The sequence below is a fragment of the Acidovorax sp. Root219 genome, from assembly GCF_001428665.1.
GTDB lineage: Bacteria > Pseudomonadota > Gammaproteobacteria > Burkholderiales > Burkholderiaceae_C > Acidovorax.
This window is the reverse complement of sequence record NZ_LMIJ01000030.1, coordinates 137,028-162,620: the sequence shown is the minus strand read 5'-3', so window position 1 is coordinate 162,620 and position 25,593 is coordinate 137,028. Positions and strand designations below refer to the sequence as shown.

22 protein-coding genes are annotated in these 25,593 nt (G+C 68.7%); 9 read left to right on the top strand and 13 right to left on the bottom strand.

Annotation, left to right across the window (positions count from 1 at the left end):
• Positions 1–62: 62 nt before the first annotated feature.
• Positions 63–1,502, bottom strand: a complete 1,440-nt coding sequence (locus tag ASE28_RS25990; protein WP_057269193.1) for an SPOR domain-containing protein — start codon at positions 1,500–1,502, stop codon at positions 63–65.
• Between the two features lie 73 nt (positions 1,503–1,575).
• Entirely contained in the window at positions 1,576–2,574 is a 999-nt protein-coding gene (locus ASE28_RS25985; protein ID WP_057269192.1) for a YcjF family protein, read from the bottom strand.
• Positions 2,575–2,749: 175 nt separating this feature from the next.
• On the opposite strand from ASE28_RS25985, the gene ASE28_RS25980 reads away from it, so the two are divergent.
• Positions 2,750–3,403 (top strand): DsbA family oxidoreductase, encoded by a 654-nt coding sequence (locus tag ASE28_RS25980; RefSeq protein ID WP_057269056.1) that lies wholly within the window; start codon positions 2,750–2,752, stop codon positions 3,401–3,403.
• A gap of 29 nt (positions 3,404–3,432) precedes the next feature.
• Here the strand turns inward: ASE28_RS25980 and ASE28_RS25975 are convergent, their stop codons facing one another.
• The 3 genes from ASE28_RS25975 to cphA (ASE28_RS25965) form a co-directional block, all read right to left on the bottom strand.
• Positions 3,433–3,915, bottom strand: a complete 483-nt coding sequence (locus ASE28_RS25975; protein ID WP_057269191.1) for a CreA family protein — start codon at positions 3,913–3,915, stop codon at positions 3,433–3,435.
• Complete coding sequence (gene cphA / locus ASE28_RS25970; protein WP_057269055.1) at positions 3,915–6,494, bottom strand: cyanophycin synthetase; 2,580 nt, start codon at positions 6,492–6,494, stop codon at positions 3,915–3,917. The genes ASE28_RS25975 and cphA (ASE28_RS25970) overlap by 1 nt, the downstream gene beginning before the upstream one ends.
• 70 nt (positions 6,495–6,564) lie before the next feature.
• Entirely contained in the window at positions 6,565–8,772 is a 2,208-nt protein-coding gene (gene cphA / locus ASE28_RS25965) for a cyanophycin synthetase (protein ID WP_057269054.1), read from the bottom strand.
• A gap of 232 nt (positions 8,773–9,004) precedes the next feature.
• On the opposite strand from cphA (ASE28_RS25965), the gene ASE28_RS25960 reads away from it, so the two are divergent.
• The 3 genes from ASE28_RS25960 (at position 9,005) to ASE28_RS25950 (ending at position 12,461) form a co-directional block, all read left to right on the top strand.
• Positions 9,005–11,293 carry an ABC transporter ATP-binding protein gene (locus tag ASE28_RS25960; protein WP_057269190.1) on the top strand — a complete coding sequence of 763 codons (2,289 nt, stop codon included), beginning with the start codon at positions 9,005–9,007 and terminating at the stop codon, positions 11,291–11,293.
• Positions 11,294–11,329: 36 nt separating this feature from the next.
• A complete protein-coding gene (locus ASE28_RS25955) occupies positions 11,330–11,824 on the top strand; it encodes a DUF1854 domain-containing protein (RefSeq protein WP_057202464.1) in 495 nt (164 codons plus the stop codon).
• A 205-nt stretch (positions 11,825–12,029) separates the two neighbouring features.
• On the top strand, positions 12,030–12,461 hold the full coding sequence (locus ASE28_RS25950; protein WP_057269053.1) for a hypothetical protein: 432 nt from the start codon (positions 12,030–12,032) through the stop codon (positions 12,459–12,461).
• 78 nt (positions 12,462–12,539) lie between these two features.
• On the opposite strand, the gene ASE28_RS25945 is transcribed toward ASE28_RS25950, so the two are convergent.
• From ASE28_RS25945 to ASE28_RS25930, 4 genes are all read right to left on the bottom strand, one after another.
• Positions 12,540–12,893: an EF-hand domain-containing protein gene (locus ASE28_RS25945; RefSeq protein WP_057269052.1), complete on the bottom strand. Its 354-nt coding sequence runs from the start codon at positions 12,891–12,893 to the stop codon at positions 12,540–12,542.
• A 142-nt stretch (positions 12,894–13,035) separates the two neighbouring features.
• Positions 13,036–13,953 carry a 5'-nucleotidase gene (locus ASE28_RS25940; protein WP_057201685.1) on the bottom strand — a complete coding sequence of 306 codons (918 nt, stop codon included), beginning with the start codon at positions 13,951–13,953 and terminating at the stop codon, positions 13,036–13,038.
• A gap of 106 nt (positions 13,954–14,059) precedes the next feature.
• On the bottom strand, positions 14,060–15,292 hold the full coding sequence (gene gspF / locus ASE28_RS25935) for a type II secretion system inner membrane protein GspF (RefSeq protein WP_057269189.1): 1,233 nt from the start codon (positions 15,290–15,292) through the stop codon (positions 14,060–14,062).
• Between the two features lie 117 nt (positions 15,293–15,409).
• Positions 15,410–16,438: an LLM class flavin-dependent oxidoreductase gene (locus tag ASE28_RS25930; RefSeq protein WP_057269051.1), complete on the bottom strand. Its 1,029-nt coding sequence runs from the start codon at positions 16,436–16,438 to the stop codon at positions 15,410–15,412.
• Positions 16,439–16,640: 202 nt separating this feature from the next.
• On the opposite strand from ASE28_RS25930, the gene ASE28_RS25925 reads away from it, so the two are divergent.
• Entirely contained in the window at positions 16,641–17,126 is a 486-nt protein-coding gene (locus ASE28_RS25925; protein ID WP_057201687.1) for a CZB domain-containing protein, read from the top strand.
• Positions 17,127–17,290: 164 nt separating this feature from the next.
• On the opposite strand, the gene ruvC is transcribed toward ASE28_RS25925, so the two are convergent.
• Genes ruvC through ASE28_RS25910 form a run of 3 tightly spaced genes read right to left on the bottom strand, consistent with a single transcriptional unit; the run spans position 17,291 to position 19,582 of the window.
• Positions 17,291–17,839 (bottom strand): crossover junction endodeoxyribonuclease RuvC, encoded by a 549-nt coding sequence (gene ruvC, locus ASE28_RS25920; protein WP_057201688.1) that lies wholly within the window; start codon positions 17,837–17,839, stop codon positions 17,291–17,293.
• Positions 17,836–18,828, bottom strand: a complete 993-nt coding sequence (locus ASE28_RS25915; protein ID WP_057269050.1) for a phosphatidate cytidylyltransferase — start codon at positions 18,826–18,828, stop codon at positions 17,836–17,838. The genes ruvC and ASE28_RS25915 overlap by 4 nt, the downstream gene beginning before the upstream one ends.
• A gap of 1 nt (position 18,829) precedes the next feature.
• Positions 18,830–19,582, bottom strand: a complete 753-nt coding sequence (locus ASE28_RS25910) for a 1-acyl-sn-glycerol-3-phosphate acyltransferase (RefSeq protein WP_057269049.1) — start codon at positions 19,580–19,582, stop codon at positions 18,830–18,832.
• Positions 19,583–19,719: 137 nt separating this feature from the next.
• Between ASE28_RS25910 and ASE28_RS25905 the strand changes: the two genes are divergently transcribed.
• The 3 genes from ASE28_RS25905 (at position 19,720) to ASE28_RS25895 (ending at position 23,205) form a co-directional block, all read left to right on the top strand.
• Positions 19,720–20,721 (top strand): LacI family DNA-binding transcriptional regulator, encoded by a 1,002-nt coding sequence (locus tag ASE28_RS25905; RefSeq protein ID WP_057201691.1) that lies wholly within the window; start codon positions 19,720–19,722, stop codon positions 20,719–20,721.
• Between the two features lie 427 nt (positions 20,722–21,148).
• Positions 21,149–22,009 carry an RNA ligase family protein gene (locus tag ASE28_RS25900; protein ID WP_057269048.1) on the top strand — a complete coding sequence of 287 codons (861 nt, stop codon included), beginning with the start codon at positions 21,149–21,151 and terminating at the stop codon, positions 22,007–22,009.
• A 44-nt stretch (positions 22,010–22,053) separates the two neighbouring features.
• Positions 22,054–23,205 (top strand): AAA family ATPase, encoded by a 1,152-nt coding sequence (locus tag ASE28_RS25895; RefSeq protein ID WP_057269047.1) that lies wholly within the window; start codon positions 22,054–22,056, stop codon positions 23,203–23,205.
• Here the strand turns inward: ASE28_RS25895 and ASE28_RS25890 are convergent.
• The gene (locus ASE28_RS25890) at positions 23,187–24,098 is read right to left on the bottom strand and encodes a helix-turn-helix domain-containing protein (RefSeq protein ID WP_235516219.1); all 912 of its coding nucleotides are present in this window, start codon (positions 24,096–24,098) and stop codon (positions 23,187–23,189) included. The two genes, ASE28_RS25895 and ASE28_RS25890, sit on opposite strands and share 19 nt — an antisense overlap.
• Positions 24,099–24,173: 75 nt before the next feature.
• On the opposite strand from ASE28_RS25890, the gene ASE28_RS25885 reads away from it, so the two are divergent.
• Positions 24,174–25,589, top strand: coding sequence for a cytochrome P450 (locus tag ASE28_RS25885; protein ID WP_082608261.1), 1,416 nt, complete (start codon positions 24,174–24,176; stop codon positions 25,587–25,589).
• The last annotated feature ends 4 nt before the right edge of the window (positions 25,590–25,593 follow it).

The following is a 25,593-nucleotide window of genomic DNA, read 5'->3' as shown; positions in this document are numbered from 1 at the left end:
AGACAGTGCTGTAGCACGGCAAGGCGAACCAACGACGTTATACGGTTGAAGGCAAATCCGTATTACTTCTTGAACACCACGGCGTCCAGGCCCATGCCCCGGATGTTCTGCGCCGCTGCGTCGGCCTCGGCCTTGGTGTCGAAGGGGCCCACGCGCACGCGGATGCGAGAGCCTTTGGCGCTTTCCAGCGGCTGGCGAAAGGCCGGCAGGCCTTCGTTGAGCAGGCGGGACTGCGTCTTGCGCGCATTGGCCTCTTCGGCGAACAGGCCCACGTTGATGTAAAAGCCCGGCGCACTGCCCACCAGGGGCGGCTCTGCGCCACTGGCGGCCGAGGCTGGCTCCGATGCTGCTGCTGCTGCCGGCCTGGCCTTCGCTGCCGGTACCGGTCTGGAGGCCTTGCTGGCAGCCGTTGCTGCCACGGGAGCAGCCTGCGGAGCGGGTGCCACCGGGGCACTGGCGCGGGCCTTGGCGGCCGAAGCGGCCACTGCCGGCGCGGGCTTGCTGGCCGTGGCCGCAGGGGCTATGGCCTTGGGGGGCAAAGGCGCCGCAGCAGGTGTGGCCGCCTTCGAAGCCGCCGGTGCTGGCGCTGCGGACGCCGTCGGAGCCTTGGCAGTGCTGCTGGCCGGGCTGGCTGCCGACACCGGTGCCGGTGTCTTCGTCGGGGCCGGCGTGGGAGGGGCAGCCGCAACGCGCGGGGCGGAAGGGGGCGTTGCTGCGGCGGGGGCCGTCACCACGGCCACTGGGGCGGTGGCTTCTTCTGCCGGGGTGGGCGCTGCAGCGCGGGGGGGCGATACCGTATCCGATGCCACCGCCGAGGCTGGGGTGGATGCCGCACGCGCTACCGAAACGGCTGCCAGCCCGGACGTTGGGTTGGATGCCGGGGCTGCAGGGGGCGAGGTATTCGCGGCCGCGGTGCTGCCCTGTTCCGGCGCTGTACCGGGAGGGAAAAGCATGTAGGCCAGCACGGCCGTGGCCACCAGGACCACGTGCGCAATGATCACCCCGCTCAGCCGCTGGCGCGAGCTGGCCTGCCGCTCCAGCAAGGCGGCGGCCTCCGGCACCGTGCGCGAGACCGAAAGGGCACGGGCGATGCGCTTGCGGATCTCGGTGTGCAGCACGGCGTTGGCGAACAGGCCTGGCAGCGCGCAGCTGAACAGCGCGATGGCGGCCAGGATGCCCCACTCGACCGGCTGGGGCCAGTTGAGGAACTGCCGGCCCAGTCCGAACACCAGCAGCGCCAGGCCCTCGGCCGCGGCCACGTAAACCAGGGCCGCGCCCCAGAGCTGGCGAAACACCAGCCAGCTCAGCGTGAACAGCGCCGCTGGCCAGTTCCAGGTGGTGGTGGTGCGCCCCGCGTCGTCGAAGCGCGCAAAGACCGGCAGGTAGTGCTCGGCATTCACCGGGCCCAGGGCCACCCGGTACAGCGCGGTCATGGCGTTGTCCGAAGGGGAGTCCAGCGACATGGGTGCGATGGCGTTGGCAGGGTCCAGTGTCAGGGGCATGCCCGATTCTGGCACGGGCTGCAGGCTGCGCAAAAGGGGGAAGTGGCTACCGGAATCACCTCACGGGTGCCGATCAGGCGCCTCCGCGCACCATGGACATGACCTTGGCGGCGTCCAGGGTCGCTGCCTTTTCGCGGATCTGCGGCAGGTACTGGGTCTGCAGGTCCTTGGCCGGGCCCAGCATGCTCTGGAAGCTCTCGCGCAGCACGGCCGTGCTCATCACCCGGCCGCCCGCATAGTAGCGTTTGGCCACCTGGCCCAGGGCGTAGGTGGTGGCGAACGAAAAGGCCATGCCCGTGGCCGCTTGGCCGATGCCGCCAATGGTGCGGCCCGCCACCTTGCCCAGCAGGCCGCCGAGCAGCTTGCGGCCGAACTGCTCGATGTATTGCGAGGCCATGCCCACGCCGGCCGCGGCGATGAAGTCCTTGATGTGGCCTTGGTCCAGCTCCACGCCATGGGCCTTGCCGACGGCGTAGACCATCTTCACCTGCATGGGGATGATGGCCATCGACGCCCAGGACTGCGGCAGCAGCTCCAGCGCGCCGCACACCAACGCGTAGTTCAGGATGCTCTTGTCCAGTTCGGCGCCAGAGACTTCCGCCACGTTGCGCACCGGCAGGGCCGCAGCCGCTGCGGCCGCCGCGCCTGCAGCCATCGGTGCCATGCCGCGCGCGATGGGTGCTGCGCGCTCGGCCACTTCCACCAGGGCATCGGCCTGCTGCTCGAAGGCGGCGGTGTCGCCCTCGCCCAGCTGCAACCAGCCCTTGAGCTGCGCCAGGAAGGCGCGCTCGGTCTCGGTCTGGCGCCCGTCCACGTCGCAGACGCAGACCGCCATCTCGTAGGCCAGCTGGCGCAGGCCCGGCTCGGTCAGCGCAGTGGCGGCAACCTCGGCGCTGGTGCGCTGCAGCAGCACGTCCTGGTAGAGGCGCGGCAGGTCGATGGCCGGTGCGTCCTGCGCCAGCGATTGGGCGATGCGCCGGATCTCCTCGCGCTCGCTGTCGCCCTTGTGGCCATCGGCGAAGGCGGCGAACAGGGCGATGGTGAGAATGGCTTGTTGCTGGTCGAGTTGCATGGTGGCGTGGCGCCCGAGGGCGCCATAGGTGGCGGGACAGGTGTGCAGTGTGGCAAACAAGGGCTTTTCCATCGCGCCGGTGGGGGCTTGCGGGGTGGCCAATGGCCGTACCGCTGCAAGGGCGCGCCAATCGTCCTAGGATGTCGGCCATCCCATTTGACGTTCCGGTGACCGCATGACCACAGCCCTCAAGATCGATTTCGTCTCCGACGTTTCCTGCCCCTGGTGCATCATCGGCCTCAAGTCGCTGGAGCAGGCGGCCGAGCGCCTGAAAGGCGAAGTCGCGCTCGACCTGCACTTTCAGCCCTTCGAGCTCAACCCCCAGATGGCGCCCGAGGGCCAGGATATCGCCGAGCACCTGCACGAGAAGTACGGCGCCACGCCCGAACAGAGCCAGAAGAACCGCGACGCCATCGCCGCGCGCGGTGCAGCGCTGGGCTTCACCTTCAACATGGCGCAGCGCAGCCGCATCTACAACACCTTCGACGCCCACCGCCTGCTGCACTGGGCCGAGGAAGAGGGCGACAAGCAGCCCGCCCTGAAAAAGGCTTTGTTCAAGGCCTACTTCACCGATGGCCAGAGCCCGGGCGACCATGAAGTGCTGGCCCGCGTGGCCGCCGGGGTGGGCCTGGACGAAGCCGAGGCCCGTGCCATCCTGGCGTCGGACCGGTTTGCCGACGAGGTGCGCGAGCGCGAGCAGTTCTACCTGCAGCAGGGCATCCACTCGGTGCCGGCCATCATCATCAACGACCGCCACCTGATCTCGGGCGGCCAGCCGCCCGAGGTGTTCGAGCAGGCCCTGCGGCAAATAGCTTCTGGCAAGGCATAACAAAGGGCGCCGCGGCGCCCTTTGTTTATTTACTTCAATGGAATGGGCGTCGCCCGGTCCACCGGCACGGCCGTCACGCTGTTCTGCGGCGAGCCGTCGACCAGCTTTTCTGAGTAGGTCAGGTAGACCAGCGTGTTGCGCGCCGGGTCCACCATGCGCACCACGCGCAGGCGCTTGAACAGGATGGACAGGCGCTCGCTGAACACCTCTTCCTGCTTGCGCAACGGCGCGGGGAAGCTCACCGGCCCTGTCTGGCGGCAGGCGATCGAGGCTTCCGAGCGGTCCTCGGCCAGGCCCAGCGATCCCTTGATGCCGCCCGTGCGGGCGCGCGAAACGTAGCAGGTCACGCCCGCCACGGCCGGGTCGTCGTAGGCCTCGACGATGATGTCGTGGTCGCGGCCCAGCAGCTTGAAGGCCGTGTCCACTGTGCCGATCTTGTCGGGCGCCGCCATGGCGGCGCCTGCCAGCAGCGTGAGGGTGGCCAGGGCCGCCATGCGCAGGGTCGCGCGCATCATGCCGCGGCCCCTGCGTCGGCGCAGCGCTTGGCCAGGTGGGCCAGGGCTTCTTCGACCTGGTCGACCAGCACCAGGCACAGATCGCCGGGCTGCAGGCGCGAAAGGGCCGTGTCGATGGCGATGAACTCGCCGCGGATCTCTTCCACATGCGTGGTGCGTGCCGCGCCGGCCAGGCCCTCGCGCAGCAGGGCCATCACTTCGCCATCGCCCCGGCCGCGCTGGGCCGCGTCCTGGTACAGGATCACGTCATCGAAGGCGGCGCCGAGGATCACGGTCTGCTCGCGGATGTCCTCGTCGCGCCGGTCGCCGGCACCGCTGATGACCACGCTGCGGCGCTTGCCGGGCAGGGCGTCCACGGCGGCCACCAGGGCGCGCATGGCGTCGGGGTTGTGGCCGTAGTCGGCGATCACCGTGGCGCCGTTGTGGTCCATGATGTTGAAGCGGCCGGGCGCGTTGTCGCTGTCGTTCACGAAGCCCGACAGGCCTCGGCGGATGGTCTGCCACGGCAGGCCCGCGCCCCAGGCGGCGGCCACCGAAGCCATGACGTTCTCCACCTGGAAGCCGATGCGGCCGTTGCGCGTGATGGGCACGTCGCGCAGGTGGATGGTCTCGCGCCACGAGCCTTCGGAGGCGACGATGGAGTCGCCGTCCACGTACACGGTGCGGTTGCCCTGGGCGCGGTGCGTGGCCATCACGGGGTGGTGGCGGTCGGCCGCGAAGAAGATGATCTTGCCCGGGCAGGCCGGTGCCATGGCCGCCACGATGGGGTCGGCGGCGTTGAGCACGCCATAGCCGTCGGTGGCCACGTTCTGCACGATCACGCGCTTGAGCACGGCCAGGTCTTCCACCGTGGTGATGTAGTTCAGCCCCAGGTGGTCGCCCGCGCCGATGTTGGTAACCACGGCCACCTGGCAGCGGTCGAAGCCCAGGCCCTCGCGCAGGATGCCGCCGCGCGCGGTCTCGAACACCGCCGCATCCACCTCGGGGTGCAGCAGCACATTGCGCGCGCTTTTGGGGCCGCTGCAGTCGCCGCTGTCGATCTGGCGGCCGTTGACGTACACGCCATCGGTGTTGGTCATGCCCACGCGCAGGCCCTGGGCCGTGAACAGGTGGGAGATCAGGCGCGCCGTGGTGGTCTTGCCGTTGGTGCCCGTGACGGCCACTGTCGGGATGCGGCCATCGTCGCCATGGGCGTACAGGCGGTCCACCATGGCCTGGCCGACGTTGCGCGGTTTGCCGTACGAGGGCGCCAGGTGCATGCGCAGGCCGGGCGCGGCGTTCACCTCCACGAAGCCGCCGCCTTGCTCTTCCAGCGGGCGCAGCACGGTCTCGGCGACCATGTCCACGCCGCAGATGTGCAGGCCGACCATCTGGGCGGCGGCAATCGCGCGCGCCGCCACCTCGGGGTGCACGTCGTCTGTCACGTCGGTGGCGGTGCCGCCGGTGGACAGGTTGGCGTTGTTGCGCAGGATCACGCGCTGGCCCTTGGGCGGCACGGAATCGGGCGTCAGGTCCTGGGCCGCCAGGCGCGCCACGGCGATCTCGTCCAGGCGGATCTTGGTCAGCGAGGTGGCATGGCCTTCGCCGCGGCGCGGGTCGAGGTTGACCTGCTCGACCAGCTCACGCACGGTGTGCTGGCCATCGCCCAGTACCTGGGGCGGCTCGCGGCGCGCGGCAGCGACGAGCTGGTCGCCCACCACCAGCAGGCGAAAGTCGTGGCCCGGCAGAAAGCGCTCAACCATCACCGTGCCGTACTCGGCCGCGTTGCGGTAGGCCGCATCGAGCTGGGCACGGTCGGTGATGTTCACCGTCACACCCTTGCCCTGGTTGCCGTCCTGCGGCTTGACCACCACGGGCAGGCCCACCTTCTGGGCCACTTCCCAGGCCTCGTCCAGGCTTTCGACGGGCTTGCCCAGGGGCACGGGCACGCCGGCAGCATGCAGCAGGCGCTTGGTCAGGTCCTTGTCCTGGCCGATGGATTCGGCCACGGCGCTGGTGGAGTCGATCTCGGCGGCCTGGATGCGGCGCTGCTTGGAACCCCAGCCGAATTGCACCAGGCTGCCGCGTGTGAGGCGCCGGTAGGGAATGCCGCGTGCGACGGCTGCGTCCACGATGGATCCCGTGCTCGGGCCCAGGCGCTCGTCCTCGTCGAGCTCGCGCAGGGCGGCCACGGTCTTGTCGGCATCGAACGTGCCCTGGCCCAGCGCGGCCTGGATCAGTTGCTGCGCGTCCTCGAAGGCCTGGCGGCCCACGGCCTCCTCGCTGTACTCCACCACTACCTGGTAGACACCGGCATCGGTGGTGGCCGTGGTGCGCGCAAAGGTCACGGGGCAGCCAGCCTGGGCCTGCAGGGCCAGCGCCGCGATCTGCAGCACGTGGGCCAACGAGATGTCGCCATCGCCGCCCTCGGGGTGCAATGCACCGATGGCGGGGAAGAGGGCGCGCAGTCGCGCTTCGAACCCGTCCATCCGGCGGATGGCGCGCTCGCTCTCGTCGCAGGCCACCACGGCCTCGATGGCCATATGGCGGCTCCAGAGGTTGGGGCCACGCAGGGCCCGGGTGCGGGATACATCCATGGAAATTCTCTTTCTCAGTGTCCGTCGGGGCGGGCGGGCCCCGGTGTCATCGCGGTGTTCGGTGGTGAAGTCAGCTGCGCAGACCGGGTGGCGGCGGCAGGTCTGGCTCGAAGGTCTTGATGCCGGCGCCGATCAGGTCGGGGGCGATGTCCAGGGCCCAGGCGGCGCCCACGGCAGCCAGCAGGGCTTCGGTATCGGGCACTACGCCGTTGCGGCCGAAGGTCAGCTCGGCCAGGGTGCCCAGCACATGCTCGGCGCTGCCGGTGGCCAGCACCACGCGGCCGTTCTTCACCACTACGGCGCGGCCGTTGTCCTTGGCGCGGTGCTCGGTGATCGCGGGCAGCGCGTGGTCCTGCGCATACAGCACTACGTCGCCGTCGCACAGACGGGCCATGTCCACCACCTGGGCCTCGGCGGCGTTGAGCACGGCGGCACCGTCGGCGAGCACCACGTCCACCTGGGTGCGCAGCACCTTGGTCATCTGGTCCTGCTCGTGCACGTCGAACTCGGCCAGGGTGGCCACGCCGTCCATGTCGGTGACCACGCCCACCTTGCAGCGGTCGTAGGCCAGGCCGTCGCGCAGGATGGTGCGCGCGTCGTTCTCGATCACGGCAGCCTGCACCATCTGGTTCATCAGCAGGCGGTGGGCGGCCTCCCAGTGGGCGCTGTCGGTGGTGTCCACGTGGCGGCGGTCCAGGAACAGGCCGTCGCGGCAGGCCACGCCGGTGTGGCGGCCGCCCAGGTGCAGCAGCCAGGCCACGAGGCGGGCGATGGTGGCGGTGTTGCGCGTACCGGCCACGCCCACCACGGGGATGCGGCCGGCCGTTCCTTCGGCATGGTCCTCGGCCGGGAACAGGTGCTCCACGATGGCCTGGCCCACGGGGCGGGGGGCGCCCACGGCGGGTTTGAGGTGCATCAGCAGGCCGGGGCCGGCGTTCACTTCGACGATGGCGCCACCCTGCGCGTGCAGCGGCTTGGAGATGTCGAGCGCCACCATGTCGATGCCCGCGATATCCAGGCCCACCACCTTGGCGGCGAGCTGGGCGATGTAGGCGACCTCGGGGTGTACGTCGTCGGTGCAGTCCACGGCCACGTTGCCATTGCGTTGCACCACGATGGTCCGGCCCGCAGCAGGCACGGAGCCCGCGTCCAGGTCCTGGCGCTTGAGTTCCAGCTGCACCTTGGTGTCGGTGGCCAGGTCGATGATCTCGAGCGGGTACTCCTCCTCGTAGCCGCGGCGCGGGTCGGAGTTGAGCTGGGTGTCGATCAGCTCCTTGACCGTGGAGCGGCCGTTGCCGGTGATGCTGACCACCTCGCCGCGCGCGGCGGCCACCACCTTGCCACCCACCACCAGCAGGCGGTGCTCGTCGCCGGGGATGAAGCTTTCGACCATCACGTCGCTGCCCTCGGGGTAGGCCACGTGGTAGGCCGCCTCGATGTCTGCCTGCTTGCTCAGGTCCAGCGTCACGCCGCGGCCATGGTTGCCGTCCGAGGGCTTGACCACGACGGGCAGGCCGATGTCCTGCGCCGCTTCCCAGGCTTCTGCGGGGCTGTTGACCACCTGGCCATCGGGGATGGGCACGCCGCAGGCCTTGAGCAGGCCCTTGGTCAGGTCCTTGTCGCTGGCGATGCCTTCGGCGATGGCGCTGGTGAATTCGGTCTCCGCCGTCCAGATGCGGCGCTGGCTGGCGCCGTAGCCCAGCTGCACCAGGTTGCCGTCGTTCAGGCGGATGTGAGGGATGCTGCGGTCGGTGGCGGCCGTGACGATGCAGGCCGTGCTGGGGCCCAGGTACTGGTCGTCCACCTCGGTGCGCACGCGCGCCACGGCGGCAGCCACGTCGAAGGGCTCGTCGTTGATGGCCGACATCAGCAGCCGGTGGCCCTGGGCCAGTGCGATGCGCGCCACCTGCTCGTCACGCGCCCGGAACACCATGCGGTACACGCCGCGCTGCGAGGTGCTGCGCGTCTGGCCAAAGCCCGTGGGCATGCCGGCCAGGTTGAGCAGCTCGATCACGATGTGTTCCAGCACGTGGCCGCACCAGGTGCCTTCCTGCAGGCGCTGCAGGAAGCCGCCGCGCTCGCCCACGCCGCAGTGGTGCTCGATGAGGGCCGGCAGCCAGGCCGTCAGGCGGTCGTTCAGGCCGGGCAGGGTGTGGGAGGGGTGGTCTTCCAGCACGTCCAGGTCCAGCCAGACCTCCAGCACGGGCCGGTAGGTCCAGATATTGGGTCCACGCAGGTAGTTGATGCGAAGCAGTTGGATGTCGTTGAATTTCGCCATGGATTGCAGCGGGTAGGGGGTTCCGGCCTTTCGGGGCTGTGCGGGGGAGGACAACGAGAATATGGGGGAACATTGTGCTCCACTCGGATGGCAGCAGCGGCTGTCAGCCAAGGGGCAGTCGCAGACGTTACAGGTGGATGCCTTGGCGTCCTTGCGTGCAGTATCGGGGAGAATTCGCGCTGTGGCGCAATCGGTGACCGCTGGCTGCCAGGGGCGCAAATACCAATCCAACATGCAACATCAACATTCTGTGGACGCCTCCGGTGTCTTTTCCGGCCCCCAGGGGGCCGATCTGCGGGCCATGCTCGCTTCCCAAGAGAACGTGCTGGCCACGTTACAGGTTGACCTGAGTGCCGAATTGCGCTTCGCCACGGGCTGGGTGGTGGTGACTTCCGAGCGCCTGCTGGCCTGCGATCCCGGGACCAGCGCCTGGCGGGCCTGGACGCGCGCCCCGGGCCTGGCGCTGCGCATGCACGACCACGGGGGCATCGGCGCCCTGGAATTGCACGATGCCGATGCGCGCCTGGCGCTGTGGCGCTTCACGCTGGGCCAGCATGCCCAGGCGCTGCGCCTGGTGCAGCGCTTCGAGCAGGCCGCAGGCTCCGGCGAAGCGGACGAGGCCAGTTGTCCCCAGTGCCACGCGCCACTGCCCCCGGATACCGAAGAGTGCCCCGCCTGCGCACGCGCCCAGCCGCCGCAGACCTCCACCTGGGTGCTGCTGCGCCTGTGGCGTTTTGCCCGGCCCTACCGCAAGCAACTGGCAGCGGGCTTTTGCCTGACACTGGCCTCCACGGCGGCCACACTGGTGCCGCCCTACCTCACCATTCCGCTGATGGACGACATCCTGATCCCGTTCCAGAACGGGCAGAAGATCGAGCCCAGCCTGGTGCTGCTGTACCTGAGCGGGCTTCTGGCGTCGGCCCTGGCCGCCTGGGGCCTCTCTTGGGCGCGCACCTACATCCTGGCGCTGGTGTCCGAGCGCATCGGCGCCGACTTGCGCACCACCACCTATGAGCACCTGCTGCGCCTGTCGCTCGACTATTTCGGCGGCAAGCGCACCGGCGACCTGATGGCGCGCATCGGCTCGGAGACGGACCGCATCAACGTGTTCCTTTCGTTGCACGCCCTGGATTTCGTGACCGACGTGCTCATGATCATGATGACGGCGGCCATCCTGTTCTCCATCAACCCCTGGCTGGCGCTGGTCACCCTGGTGCCGCTGCCCTTCATCGCCTGGATGATCCACACCGTGCGCGACCGCCTGCGCACCGGTTTCGAGAAGATCGACCGCGTCTGGTCCGAGGTGACCAACGTGCTGGCCGACACCATCCCCGGCATCCGCGTGGTCAAGGCCTTCGCCCAGGAAAAGCGCGAGGCCCAGCGCTTTCGCGATGCCAACCAGCACAACCTGGAGGTCAACGACAAGCTCAACAAGACCTGGTCGCTGTTCACTCCCACGGTGTCGCTGCTCACCGAGATCGGCCTGCTTGTGGTCTGGGGCTTCGGCATCTGGCTGGTCTCGCGCAACCAGATCACGGTGGGGGTGCTCACCGCCTTCATCGCCTACATCGGGCGCTTCTACAGCCGGCTCGACTCCATGAGTCGCATCGTCTCGGTCACGCAGAAGGCGGCAGCCGGTGCCAAGCGCATTTTCGACATCCTGGACCACGTGAGCAACGTGCCCGACCCGGCCCAGCCGGTCAAGGTGGACAAGGTGCAGGGCGCCATCGCCATGCGCAACGTGGGTTTCCGCTACGGCAGCCGCTCGGTCATCAAGGGGTTGGAGTTGGACATCCGCCCCGGCGAGATGATCGGCCTGGTGGGCCACAGCGGCTCGGGCAAGAGCACCCTGGTGAACCTGATCAGCCGCTTCTACGACGTGAGCGACGGCTCCATCCAGGTCGATGGCGTGGACATCCGCCGCTTTGCCGTGGCCGACTACCGTCGCCACATCGGCCTGGTGCTGCAGGAGCCCTTCCTGTTCTTCGGCACCATTGCCGAGAACATCGCCTACGGCAAGCCCGAGGCCACGCGCGAGGAGATCGTGGCGGCCGCCCGCGCAGCCCACGCGCACGAATTCATCCTGCGGCTGCCCCATGGCTACGACTCGCTGGTGGGCGAGCGCGGCCAGGGCCTGTCGGGCGGCGAGCGCCAGCGCATCAGCATTGCGCGCGCGCTGCTGATCGATCCGCGCATCCTGATCCTGGACGAAGCCACCTCGGCCGTGGACACCGAGACCGAGAAGGAAATCCAGAAAGCCCTGGACAACCTGGTGCAGGGCCGTACCACCATCGCCATCGCCCACCGCCTGTCCACCCTGCGCAAGGCCGACCGCCTGGTGGTGATGGACCGCGGCGAGGTGGTGGAAGTGGGGCCGCACGACGAACTCATGGAAAAACAGGGCGCCTACTGGCGGCTGTACGAGGCCCAGGCCCGCCGCGCCGAGGAGGACGCCCAGGCTGCCGGCGTGATCATCGACAGCAGCCTGCTGCACCCGGCCCACCCGGCGGGCAGTGCCTGAGCACGCCGCTCGGCCCCACCGATGGATGACATTGCCATGAACGACCTGATGACTACATTCCCGCCCGCCTCGCTGCAACTGCACCGCAACGCCCACGGGCGCCTGGTGCTCACCCTGCCCGACGGCACGCTGCACGAAGGCGTGGTGCCGGTGCGGGCCTTTCCCATCGCGGCCCCTGCCGAAGGCCTGTCGCTGGTGGGCAGCGATGGCCATGAACTGGTGTGGCTGGACCGCTTCGACCAGTTGCCTGCGGCAGTACGCACCCTGGTGGAGGAGGAGCTCGCGGTGCGTGAGTTTGTGCCCACTATCGAAAAAATAGTCGCCGTATCGAGTTTTTCGACCCCAAGCACCTGGGATGTGGAGACCGACCGGGGTTCTGCGCGCCTGGTGCTCAAGGCCGAGGAAGATATCCGCCGGCTCGGCGGGCGCACCCGCCTGCTCATCGCTGCAGGCGAGGGTGTGCAATTCAAGGTGCCCGACACTGCGCTGCTCGACCGCCAGTCTCGCCGCTTCCTCGAACGTTTCCTCTGAGCCCGCGCCGCACCAGCCCGCCGCCTGCGCCCTGCAGGCGGCGGGCTTTCTTTTGCCTTCAATCGACTTAAAATGTAGGGGTAAACCCTTGTTTTTGGGCTTAAAGGCAAAAAAGACCTCAATTTCCCCTTTTGTTTGCCGTTATGAATGTACGAAGAGCCCGGAAGTGCCTCTGTTCGTTCCTTTCACAACCTGGGGCCATGCCATGCAAATGCCACCTGTCGATCGATCGCCGACCTGGCGTCCTGCGGGCGCCGATTTGTATTCCACCGGCGCCTCGGGGGCGCCGCCGATACGTCCTGTCAATGCGCCGCTGCCCGTCGAGTCCATGGACCGGCTCGGGGAAGGGGCCATCGTGCGCGAGCCCGATAAGCCGTCGGCGCCCGAGGCGCCGAACCGCGACTGGACCGAAGTGAAGAAGAAGGACACGGTGGAAGAGCCGCCCGAACCGCCGCCGGAGCCCATCTACAAGCAACTGCTGGAATTCATCCAGTCCATGTGGCGTGCCAGCGGCAGCGCCGTGGAAATGGCGCAGGACATCAACAAGGTGACCCTGCAGGAGCGCCTGGCCCAGCAGGTCAAGAACGAACCGCTGACCTACTCGGACCCCAAGGTCAAGCGCACGGCAGGGCTGTGAACCGGGTGGCAGGCTGAGGCGTAGCGACTGCGCCAGGGGTCATTGGGTATTTTTGCTACCGAAACGGTAGCGGTTGGGTCAGGGAGCGCTGGCTGCAGGAGCGGGAGCAGCGGGTGCCTGTTGTTTGGCGCGGTCCCGTTCGGCGCGGTACTTGGCCGCAAAAGCGCGCACTTCCTCGTACGAAACAAAACCATCGCGGTCGGTATCGGCCTCATCGAAGGCATTGGACAGGCGCGGGAACAGTTTCACTTCGGTCCGGCTGAGCTTGCCGTCGCCGTTGAAATCCAGCATCTTGAACTCGCGGATGGCCTTGGCTTCGCCCTTGGACAGTCCTTCGGTGTCGGCAGGTGGCGGCGCCACCGGTGCCTGGGCCAGGGCCATACTGCTGCCCAGCAAGGCGGCTGCGCCCCATGCCAATAGGTTCATCTTCATGCGTTCTATTCTCTGTTCCTGTTGCGGGACCATGGTCGCACAGATGCGGGCGCACGGTGTTCATTGCAACCGGTCAGAGGCCTTCTTTCCCGGCAAGTTGCACACCATTGCACAACTTTGCATGCCGCTGGGGGCAGGCCCTTCAGTCCGCCAGCAGCGTGACGGGGTTGGACACCCCGCTGTTCACATGCCCCGCCGGCACATGCAGCGAGGCCGAGGTGACGTGACCGGTCTGGTCGTCGAAGAAGAAGTCCGGCTCGAACTCGCGCAAAAACTCCCCCTTGGGCAGGCCACCGAGGAACATGGCCTCGTCCACCGCGATGTCCCAGTCCATCAGCGTGCGGATGGCGCGCTCGTGCGCAGGGGCGCTGCGCGCCGTGACCAGCGCGGTGCGGATGCGCATGCCCGTGCCACCCGCATGCTGCAGCCGGTGCAGGGCGGCCAGCAGAGGCTTGAAGGGGCCGTCGGGCAGGGGCTGCGCCGCCTTGTCGCTCTCGTGCCGCTGGAAGGCGGCCAGCCCTTCGGCCTGGTAGACGCGCTCGGCTTCGTCCGAGAACAGCACGGCATCGCCGTCGAAGGCGATGCGCACCTCGTTCGGGTTGGAGTCGCCGGCCCGCACGGATTCGGTCAGTACCCGCGCTGCCGGGTAGCCCAGGTGCAGCGCCTGGCGCACGTCCGCCTCGTTGGCCGAAAGGAACAGGTGCGCGCCCAGCGGGCGCAGGTAGCGAAACGGGTCGCGCCCCTGGGTGAACACCCCACGCTGCACCATGGGCAGCCCGTGGGCCAGGCAGGAGCGGAACACGCGCATGCCGCTCACCGGGTCATTGCGCGAGAGCAGCACGACTTCCACCCGCTGGTGCTCGGTGGTGTTGAAGGCCAGCAGCTTGCGCACCAGCGAAAAAGCCACCCCGGGCGCCGCCGGAATGTCGATGCGCTGGCGCTGCATCTCCACGTAGGCGTGGTCGTCCGTGTCGTCGAAGAGGCGGTTCTCTTCCTCGAAATTGAACAGCGCCCGCGAGGAGATCGCGACCACCAGCTTGTCGTCCAGGGTTACAGCCATCGCGTCTATCTCGGGTTCAGGTTTTGCCGCCGGGCCGCCCCAAGGCAAAACGCGGCACCCTCGGGGGGCTGGGAGCGACACGCAGTGCGCGACCGTGGGGGCCACATCATTTGACGAACTGGTTGAGCTGGATGATGGGCAGCATGACCGCCAGCACGATGGCCATCACCACCAGGCCCATGGCCACGATCAGCAGGGGTTCGAGGATGGTCGCCAGTTGCATGGCGCGGCGCTGCACCTCCACCGACAGCTGGGTGGCGGCGCGCTGCAGCATCAGCGGCAGCTGGCCCGTCTGTTCGCCCAGGCGCGCAAACATCGAAAGCAGGCCCGGAAAGCGCTTCTTCTGCGCCAGGGCCGATGCCAGCGGCGCACCCTCGCGCACCAGCACCAGGGCGTCGAGCGCGTCGGCGCGCAGGGCGCGGTTGTTGAGGGTTTCGGCTGCGGCCTGCAGGGCGCGCAGGATGGGCACGCCGGCACTGGCCAGCATGGCCAGCGTGCTGGCAAAGCGTGCCGCGTTGTAGCCGCGTGCCAGCTTGCCCACCAGGGGCAGGTTGAGCCAGGCGGCGTCGAAGCGCTCGCGCACGCTCTCCGATTTCAGCGACCAGCGCAGGCCCAGCGCGCCAACGACCAGCACGCCGAACAGGGCCAGCCCATAGTTGCGCACCAGGGCGCTGATGCCCAGCATGAGGGTGGTGATGAAGGGCAGGGCCCGCTTGGAGCCCGCGAACACGCTGGCCACCTGGGGCACCACATAGCCCAGCAGGAACATCACGATGGCGATCGCCACCAGGGTCACGATGGCCGGGTAGAGCGCGGCGCCTATCAGCTTGGCCTTGAGCGCCTGGCGGTCTTCGAGGTCGTCGGCCAGGCGTTCGAGCACCAGGCCCAGGTTGCCGCTGTGCTCGCCGGCACCGATCACGGCGCAGTAGATGTCGGAGAACTCGCGCCGGTGCTGGCCCAGCGCACGGGCAAAGGTGGAGCCGGCGTTCACTTCGGCGCGCAGGGCCGCCACCAGGTGGCGCTGCCGTTCGTCGTCGGCTTCGTCCGAGAGGGCGCTCAGGGCGCGTTCCAACGGCAGGCCCGAGCTCACCAGCCCGGCAATCTGGCGTGTCCAGATGGCCAGTCCGGTGGCGTTGAACACCGGGCGCGTGAACAGGCTGCGGTTCCAGCCGGCGGCGGAGCCATCGAGCCGCTGCCCGGTCTGCACCAGTTCCACCGCGATCGGCACCAGGGCCTGGGCGCGCAGCTGCCCGCGGGCAGCCTTGGCGGTGTCGGCCTCCATCAGGCCTTTGCGGGTCTGGCCCTGGGCGTCCAGGGCTTCAAAGGAAAAAGCGGGCATGCAGGTGGGGGTGGGCGGTAGCGACGTGCACAAATGCACCGTCATCAGCCCACGATGGTAGCGGCAACGGACCGTCTTGGCCGTGACGCTACGCTCTCACCGGTTACAAGTCGGGTCTCAGGCGGGCACCGCCGTACCCAGGGACGCATGGGCTTGCGCCGCAATCTCCAGCGAACGCAGCCGCAGGGCCGGGTCGTACACGTCGCTCACCAGCATCAGCTCATTGGCACCGGTCTCGCGCACCAGGTCGGCCAGGCCGGCCTGCACCGTCTCGGGCCCGCCGATCACCGCCGCCGCCAGGAAGTCGCCGATGGCGGCGCGCTCCTGGGGCTGCAGGCGTGCCGCGAAGTGCTCCACGGGCGGCAGCAGCAGGCGCCGGTCGCCGGTGAGGATGCCCAGCACGCGCTGGTAGGTGCTGCTGGCCAGGAACTCAGCTTCTTCGTCGGTCGGCGCGGCGATCAGCGGCACGCCGATGGCCAGGTAGGGCTTGGGCCAAGCGGCCGAGGGGCGGTACAGATTGCGGTACAGGTCAATGGCCTGGTGCAGCAGGCGCGGCGCGAAGTGCGAGGCAAAGGCATAGGGCAGGCCGCGCTCGGCAGCCAGCTGCGCCGAGAACAGGCTCGATCCCAGCAGCCAGATGGGCACATTCGTGCCGGCCCCGGGCGTCGCCACCAGGCGCTGGCCGGGTTCGGCCGGGCCGAGCAGGCGCTGCAGCTCGGCCACGTCCTGCGGAAAGTCGTCGGCCGTTTCCACGCGGCTGCGGCGCAGGGCGCGCATGGTCGCCGGGTCGGTGCCGGGCGCGCGGCCCAGGCCCAGGTCGATGCGACCGGGGTAGAGCTCGGCCAGGGTGCCGAAGGCCTCGGCCACCACCAGTGGCGCATGGTTGGGCAGCATCACGCCGCCCGAACCCACGCGGATGCGCGAGGTGCCACCCGCGATATGCCCCACCAGCACGGCCGTGGCCGAGCTGGCGATACCGGCCATGTTGTGGTGCTCGGCCAGCCAGTAGCGGGCGAAACCGAGCTTTTCAGCATGCTGCGCGGTGCGCAGGGCGATCTGCAGGGCCTCGGCCACGGTGCCGCCGTCGCGAACGGCCACCAGGTCCAGCATGGACAGGGCGGTGCGGGGAAAAACAGGTTCAGTCATGCGCGCATTGTGGTCCGGTCCGGCCGGGGGCGCTTGTGCCCGGGCCAAGAGCCGAGGCTGGCAGCAGGGCCGCAGTGCACACGCCGGCAGGGATATGCCATTTTTTGGTAGCCAAAACACAAAACGCTACACAAAATGTTTCAAATGGGTGTGGCAGCTCTGGTACCAGAGGCCCCGCCTGCATACCAACACGGGGTTGCACATGGGTTTTTTCAGCCGACTGTTCAAGATGCGGGAGCAAGACCCGACCAGTCCCGACACGACCTGGGCCATGGAAGACAACGGCAGCGAACTCGTGCTGGATGCCGAGTACGCCACCATGCTCATGACCGAGATCGATATCGACGCGGCCATCGCCAGCCATGAAGGCTGGCGCCTGCAGCTGCAGGACATGGTCAATGGCCGCTCCAACGAGGTCATGCGCCCCGAGCGCATCTGCCAGGACGACCGCTGCGACCTGGGCCGCTGGCTCAACGGCACCGGCCGGGTGCGGCTGGGCCACTACCCCGCATTCAGCATGCTGGTGGCGCGGCACAAGTATTTTCACCAGCAGGCGGCTGCCGTGGTCATGCTGTTCCAGGCGGGCGAGCAGCAGCAGTCGGTCCAATTGCTCAACAGCAGCTGCCGCCATGCGTCCAACCAGGTGCTGCTATTGCTCAAGGAGCTCAAGCGGGGTGTGGGGAGGTAAATGCCTCAGGCAGGTTGTTGCACAACGGGCTTTCACTCCGTCGATTGCTGGTGGCAGCTTCCGAAATGGACGCACACGTAGACCAGCGCCACCGTGGAACTGGCTTTGCCAGGCCACTGGTGGCGTCCCCCTCAGGGTGAAGGCGCGAAGCGACTCAGGGGGGGTCAGTAACTCCTGCCGCCCTTGTACATGGCGTGCTGGCGCCGCTGCAGCGTGCCTGCTTCGCCCAGGCGGGCCATGGCGGCGCCTGCGTGGGCGTGGGTGATGGCCATGCCCAGGCCGTCGGCGGCGTCGGTGCCGGGCAGGCCGGGCAGGCTCAGCAGGCGGCGCACCATCTCCTGCACCTGGCTCTTGGCGGCGCGGCCATGGCCGACCACGGCCTTCTTCATCTGCAGCGCTGTGTACTCGGCCACGGGCAGGTTGCTGGCCACCAGGGCGGTGATGCAGGCACCCCGGGCCTGGCCCAGCAGCAGGGTGGACTGGGGGTTCACGTTCACGAAGACGATCTCGACCGATGAGGTGTCGGGCTGGTAGCGCGCCACCACCTCGGTGATGCCGTCGAACAGGATCTTCAGGCGCCCTGGCAGGTCGCCCAGGGCCAGCGTGGTGGTGCGGATGGTGCCGCTGGCCACGTAGCTCAGCTGGTGGCCATCCATGTCCACCACGCCGAAGCCGGTGGTCTGCAGGCCGGGGTCGATGCCCAGGATCCTCATAGCCCGAAGTACCAGCGCACCGAGTGGAAGAATACCGGGGCCGCAAAGCACAGCGCATCCACCCGGTCGAGCAGCCCGCCCGCGCCAGTGACCGACATGCCCTGCATGCCCCAACTGGTGATGCCGCGGTCGCGCTTGAGCGCCTTCATCACCAGGTGCCCCAGGCTGCCGGCCACGCAGGCCAGCAGGGCCATGCCCAGCGCCTGGCCGGGCTTGAAGGGGGTGATGAAGGTGAGCAGGCCGCCCACCAGGCCACCCACGGCCACGCCGGCCAGCCAGCTCACCCACTGGAAGCTCTGGCTCACCTGCGGTGCCACGGGCTTGTGTGGAAAGCGCCGGCCCAGCAGGTGCTGTACCACCATGCAGGTCTGCACCACGAACACCAGGAAGAACACCAGGAAGGCACCTTTTTCCTTGTAGCCCGGAAAGTCGAGCAGCAGCAACGCCGGCACGTGGCTCATACCGTACACACATACCATGATGCCCCACTGCAGCTTGGCATTGCGCTCCAGGAAGCGCTGCGGGTCGTTGGCCAGTGCGCTCACCACGGGCAGCGCCAGGAACACGTAGACCGGGATGAACACCGTGAACAGGTCGAAGTGCCGGCTGCCCACGATCCAGAACTGCAGCGGCAGCACCACGAAGAAGGCCAGCACCAGGCTGCGGTGGTCGCCCCGGCGCGTGGGCGAGAGCGTAATGAACTCGCGCAGCGCAAAAAAGCCGACGATGGCGAACAGCACGGTGGCCACGGCATCGCCCAGCGCCCAGCCGATCCAGAACACGGTAGCCATGGCCCAGGACGTCTTGAGCAGGCCCCAGAAGCGCTTGGCTTCGAGCGCATCGGCTTCGGCCTGGGGGTCGTCGCTGGACTGCTCGCGCAGCATGCGCACATAGGCCCAGATGGTGACGATGGACAGCAGGCCGAACACCACGAGGAACAAGGCACCGATCTGCTGGGTGGCCGTCAGGTTGCGAAGGAAGGCGTTCATCTCACACTTCCCTCAATGCGATGACCGCACGGCGTGCACGGTCGAGAAAGGGGCGGCGTTCCTCGTCGGGATCCAACTGGATCGGGGCCCCGAAGGTCACCGAGCACAGGATGGGCACGGGCACCACTTCGCCCTTGGGCATGACGCGCTGCACGTTGTTGATCCAGGCCGGCACCAGCACCACCTGCGGGAACATCTGGGCCAGCTTGAACAGGCCCGACTTGAAGGGCTGGGGCTCTTCGCCATGGCCCCTCGTGCCCTCGGGAAAGATCACGATGGAGTCACCGCTCTCCAGCGCCTTCACCAGGGGCGCAAGCGGGTCGCCCTCGGGCAGAGCGGCGCGCAAGGCCTCAGGCGTGGGAGGCTTGGGTGGCGCCTCGGGCGCCGGGTCGGGCCCGCCGGCAGAGGCCGTTTCCGAATCGGGCAGTGCCACACCGGCAGCCACGGGCTCCACAGGTGCTGGGCGTGCCGGTGTGGCCTGCCGGTCCACGTACACCGCATTGAACACGGCGGTGGTGATCCACTGGCGAAACGGTGTCTTGGTCCAGTAGTCCTTGGCGGCGATCGGGCGGGTGATGCTGCGCAGCTCCTCGGGCAGGGCCGCCCAGATCAGCACCATGTCGGCATGGCTCTGGTGGTTGGCGAAGTAGATGCGCTGCTCCGCCTTCGGGGGGCAACCATACCAGCGGGCCTGGGAGCCGGTCAGGAACCGCACTATTCCCAGAAGAAGGAGACTCATCAACTTGGCAAGCATGGCGCGGATGATACGGGCGAACCCGCGTGACCTTGCCGAGCAGCGCAGGAGGCACCTGCCCTGGGGTGCGGGAGGCTGCCGGCGGGCGCATGGGGGCGCGCGTTCCCGCGCATACTGTCTGGCATTTGCGCCGCCCCATGAAAAAGCCCCAAGTCTTCACCGTTCACGACATCGCCCGCATGGCCGGTGTGTCCGCCATGACGGTGTCGCGTGCGCTGAACACCCCGGAGCGGGTGGCGCCCGCCACCTTGCTCAAGGTGCGCGAAGTGGTCAGCCAGACAGGCTTCGTCCCCAACGGCATGGCCGGTGGCCTGCGCTCCTCGCGCGCCCGGCTGGTGGCCGCGGTGCTGCCCACGCTGACGGGGCCGGTGTTCCAGGAAACCGTGCGCTCGCTGAACCAGGCGCTGGACGAACGCGGCTACCAATTGATGATCGGCCAGAGTGGCTACGACGCCTCGCGCGAGGACGCGCTGCTCGACGCCATCATCCGGCGCCGGCCCGATGGCATCGTGCTGACCGGCATCATGCATTCGGTGGAAGGCCGTCGCCAGTTGCTGGCCGCCGGCATCCCGGTGGTCGAGACCTGGGACCTGACGCCCACCCCCATCGACATGCTGGTGGGTTTCTCCCACGAAGGCATCGGCGAGGCGGTCTGCCAATTCCTGTACCAGCGCGGCTACCGGCAGCCCTTGCTGCTCGGCGCCAACGATGACCGGGCGCGCCTGCGCATGGGCGGGTTTCGGCGCGCGGCCCGGGCACTGGGCCTGGCGGCCGAGGTGCCTGCGGTGCTGGTGCCAGCACCCACCACCCTGGGGTCGGGGCGCAGCGGGCTGGTGACAGCGCTGGCCGACCACCCCGACACCGATGCGGTGTTCTGCAGCTCGGACATGCTGGCCCTGGGAGTGCTGATCGAAGCCCAGGCGCGCGGCCTGTCGGTACCGGGGCAACTGGCCGTCGTGGGCCTGGGCGACCTGGAGTTCGCCGCCAGCCTGCAGCCGGCCCTGACCACGGTGCGCATCGACGGCACGCGCATCGGCCGCACCGCCGCCCAGTTCATCGATGACCGCGCGGAAGGCCGCCCGGTCGATCAGCCCATCGTCGACATCGGCTTCGAGATCGTCTCGCGCGCCAGCGCATGATGCCCTGGCGCATCCCTGCGCCACCCTGTGTGCACACGGCCAGAAGCGGTGCGGGAGGCGCACAGACAGCGCCTGGCTGTGGCAATAAAACACCAGAGTTGCGCGCTGTTCTTGAAAACACCGGCGCTCGCCCGTAGCATTCGCCCTCTTTCAAAAATCCTCACCTTCGAGACCGACATGCCCCGCATCCCCCGTTCCTGCTGAACGACACGCCACACGAAGCCCGCGGCCTCAAGCCCCGGGTCATGCCATTCGTGTGGGCATGCGGGCAAGCCAGCCAGTTCCCTGGTCGCACACCGTGCGCCCGGCCCCTGAACTGCCTGCCTTGAGCCAGCCACCCATGGTCACCTGCTGACCTTCTGCGTCGTCTTTGGCCCCTGTCCCAGGCCTTGCTTGTTGCCTGGTTCCCTGCCTGCCGGAGACTTCCATGACGCACACCTTTCTGCACAACCGCGAACTCGCGAAATACCCCCGTACGCCCCATCTGCAGGGCTCCCGCTACCAGCCCGGCGACAAGGGCGACCCCGTTCCCTATGCCGAGCTGCTGGGCAAGACCATCGTGGTGGAGGAAAAGCTCGACGCCGCCAACGCTGGCTTGAGCTTCGACGCCGCGGGCCAGTTGCTGCTGCAGTCGCGCGGCCACTACCTCGACGTGGACCGCCTGGGCGGCCGCGAGCGCCAATTCAACCTGTTCAAGCAATGGGCCCGGGCGCACGAGGGCCGGCTGCTCGACGTGCTGGAAGACCGTTACGTGCTGTACGGCGAGTTCATGCACGCCAAGCACTCGGTCTACTACGACGCGCTGCCGCACCTGTTCTGCGAGTTCGACATCCGGGACCGCCGCACCGGTGACTTTCTCGACACACCCGCCCGGCATGCCCTGCTGGCCGGCGTGCCCGTGGTCTCGGTGCCGGTGCTCTACGCCGGCCTTGCGCCGCCTCGCATGCAGGCGCTGCAGGCACTGCTGGCGCCGTCGCTGGCGCGCACGGGGCAGTGGCGTGCCGCGTTCGAGGACGAGGTGGCGCGACAGGGGCTCGACCTGGCACTGTGCTGGCAGCAGACGGATCGGTCCGAGCTGGCCGAGGGCCTGTACATCAAGGTGGAGGAGGGCGGCCGGACCGTGGGGCGCTTCAAGCTCGTGCGGCCGGACTTCATCCAGACCATCCTGGATTCGCAGTCGCACCACAGCGAGCGCCCGGTCATCCCCAACCGCCTGCGTGCGGGCGTGGACCTGTTCGGTCCCGAGGTCGACAAGCGCTGGCCCTTGGCTGGCGGCGGCCGCCTCTGAGCGCAACAACCCCCACGGCGGGCCCATCCGCCCAGGAGAATGCAATGACGATATTTCAATGGAAAGACGTGCAGGGCCTGGTCCCTGCCGCGGGCGGCGCGCCTGATCTGGGCGCCTGCCTGGAGGCCTTCCCGCAACTGCGGCTGGCCGCCACGACGCCGCAGGACCCCGTGTTCCACGCAGAAGGCGATGTATGGACCCACACCGCCATGGTGCTGCGCGCGCTGCTGGACAGTGCCGATTACGCCGCGCTGGAGCGTGCCGACCAGGAGGTCGTGTTCCTCGCCGCGCTGCTGCACGACGTGGCCAAGTGCAGCACCACGGTGGTGGACGAGGCCACGGGCCGCATATCGCAGCCCGGCCACTCGCGCAAAGGTGCCATCGACGCGCGCATCGCGCTGTGGCACGCCGGTGCGCCGCTGGCCGTGCGCGAGGCCATCTGCCGGCTGATCGCCGTGCACCAGGTGCCGTTCTTCGCGCTGGAGACCTCGCGCAAGGGCACATCGCCAGAGTTCACCGTGCGCCAGCTGTCCTGGCAGGTGGACCTGCACCTGCTGGCCCTGCTGGCCGAGGCGGACATGCGCGGCCGCGTCTGCCCCGACCCGCAGCGCACGCTCGATGCCATTGAGCTGTTCCGCGAACTCGCGCGCGAGGAAAACTGCTATGGCCAGCCGCGTGCCTTTGCCGATGCGCACACCGCGCTCAGCTACTTTCGCGGGGCGAACGTGCACCCGGACTATGCGCTGCACCAGGAGCCCGGCTCACGGGTGGTGGTGATGTCGGGCTTGCCCGCCTCGGGCAAGGACACCTGGGTTGCCACCCACCACCCCCGGCTGCCGGTGGTTTCGTTCGACGATGCGCGTGCTCAGCTGGGCCTGCGCCATGGCAGGAACGAGGGCATGGTGGCCCACCACGCGGTGGAACAGGCCAAGGCCCTGCTGCGGGCGCACGAACCCTTCGTTTGGAACGCCACCCACCTGTCGGACCAGATGCGCGCCAAGACCCTGGACCTGTGCCTGGCCTACCACGCCGAGGTGGAGATCATGTATCTGGAGCAGCCGCGTGCAGAGCTGCTGGCCCGCAACCAGCGGCGCGACACCTCGCTGTCCGACAAGCGGCTGCTGGAGATGCTGCTGCGCTGGGAGGTGCCGCTGCCTACCGAGGCGCACCGGGTGAGCTACGTCCAGAGGCGATAGACCCAGAAGGCCTCGTCGCGGCGGATGCCGTCGTACAGCGCCTGCGGCGCATAGCCGGTGATGCGCCGCGTGACGCGGCACAGGTGCGACTGGTCCGAAAAGCCGGCGCCCGCAGCCACCTCGGCCCAGCGCACCGGGGATTCGGCCGTGTCTGCGGCAATGGTGTCGAAGAATGCCTGCTCGGCCTTGCCGAAGCCGCGCAGCTCGCGCAGCGGCAGCCCGGCCCAGCGCTTGATGCGCCGCTCCAGCTGGCGCAGGCTGCGGCCGGGCGCCGAATGCGCCGCGCGCTGCGCCAGGTGCGTGGCCCAGTCGCCATAGCGCTGCGTGGCTGTGGCGGGGCCGGGCCTGCAGGCCTGCCAGCGCGGCAGCAGAAACTGCTCCAGGCATTCCATGCGGGCCGCGTCGTCGGGCTGGTGCTGCACCGCCTCGCACATGGCCAGCCAGTCGCGCGGCAGCAGCTTGGCGGCATCCACCGTGCGGTCGGTCAGGTGCTCGGGCGCCAGGCCGGTGAGCAGGTGCAGCGCATCGGGCATGAACATCACCATCATGGCGTGCGTGGGTTCGGCGCACCAGCTGGTCGAGGGCCGGGTCTGCGGGCCTGCCAGCACCCAGCGCCCTGCGAAGGGCTCGCGCGTGCTGTCCAGGCCCGGCATGCAGCTGTGCCGCTCGGGGATCAGGCATTCGCTGCGGCCCGTGAACCACCAGCTCAGGCTGCACAGCGGCGTCGCGGGAAAGCGGTTGATGCGTTCTTCATCGCTGAGCGCATGGCCCAGCGTGCTGCGCACGATGGTGCCGCGCACGCAGGCCGACAGGCCGGCATGCGGTAGCCACAGCTGGCCCGAGGGAATGAGCCCATCGGGGTGCCGGGCAGAAAGGGGTGCCTGAATGGCCATGGAGCCCGAGTGTAGGGGAGAGACGATGTCGCAATCGTTCAATACGCCGGTGGCGGGGCGCACCACCATGCCGGCATGAACACAACCCTTTCCGACGACCTTGCGCATGCCGCAGCCCCACCCGCCCTGCAGGCATCAGGCCCATCGCCGCGTTGGTGGGGCTTGCCACTGCTGCGTGCCATGCGTGCCGACTACCTGGGCTTCGTCACGCGGCTGCAGCGCGAGCATGGCGATCTCACGCGCATGCGGCTGGTCAACGAGGATGCCTGGGATCTCATGTCCCCCGAACTCGTGCGCGAGGCCCTGGTCACCCATGCCGAGCACCTGGTGCGCTGGGAGCGCGGCATCGAGGTGTTCGAGCAGGTGTTTGGCCAGAGCGTGCTGGTGACCGAGCACGCCACCTGGCAGCGCCAGCGGCGCATGCTGGTGCCTGCCTTCGCGCCCAAGCGGGTGGCAGGCTATGCGCAGTTGATGACCGGTGCCGCGCAGGCCGCACTGGACGCGGCCGTGCCGGCAGGCCAGGCCGAGGCCCTGGTCGGCATGGAAGGGCTGTGGACCGGTGTGGCCATGGACGTGATCCTGCGCACCCTGTTCGGCGAGTCGGCCAAGGAAGACGCGCGCGATGCTGCCTGGGCCACCCAGACGCTGTCGGCCGCTGCGTTCTCGGAGATGTTCATGCCCTTCACCCTGCCCGACTGGCTGCCCCTGCCCGGCAAGGCGGCCAAGCGCCGGGCGCTGCGCCTGCTGCGCGCTCTGGTGCAGCGCCACATCGACCAGCGGCACGCCCAGCAAGGGCTGGCGCCCACGGCGAACCGCAGCGACCTGCTGCAGATGCTGCTGACCCTGCGCGACGAGGCCACGGGCGAGGCCCTTTCGCCTCAGGAGGTGTTCGACCAGTGCATGGTCAGCTTCCAGGCAGGGCACGAGACCAGCGCCACCGCCCTTTTGTGGTGGAGCCGGCTGATGGCCGAACATCCCGAGGCGGCACAACGCGCCCAGGCCGAAGTGGACGCGGTGCTGCAGGGCCATGTGCCAGGCCCGGAGCACATCACGCAGTTGCCCTGGCTGGCGGCCACCCTGAAGGAGGCCATGCGCCTGTACCCGCCCGTCGCTGCGGTGATGAGCCGGCGCACCACGGCCCCCCTCACGCTGGGCGGTGTAGCCGTGCCCCAGGGGTCGATCCTGCGCATCACGCCCTGGGTGCTGCACCGGGACGGGCGTTGGTTTGCGCAGCCCGAGCGCTTCCTGCCCGAGCGCTTTCTGGAGGGCGCGCCCGAGATACCCCGGGGGGCGTGGATTCCCTTCGGCCTGGGGCCGCGCGTGTGCATCGGCCAGCACTTCGCGATGCTGGAGATGGTGCTGCTGGCGGCGATGCTGCTGCAGCGCTATACCCTGCGGGTGCCGGACGCGGCGCCGCCCCTGCAGCCCCGGCTGCATGTGACCCTGCGGCCGCAGCACCCGGTGCAGCTGCTTCTCAGCCGGCGCGCCTGAGGTT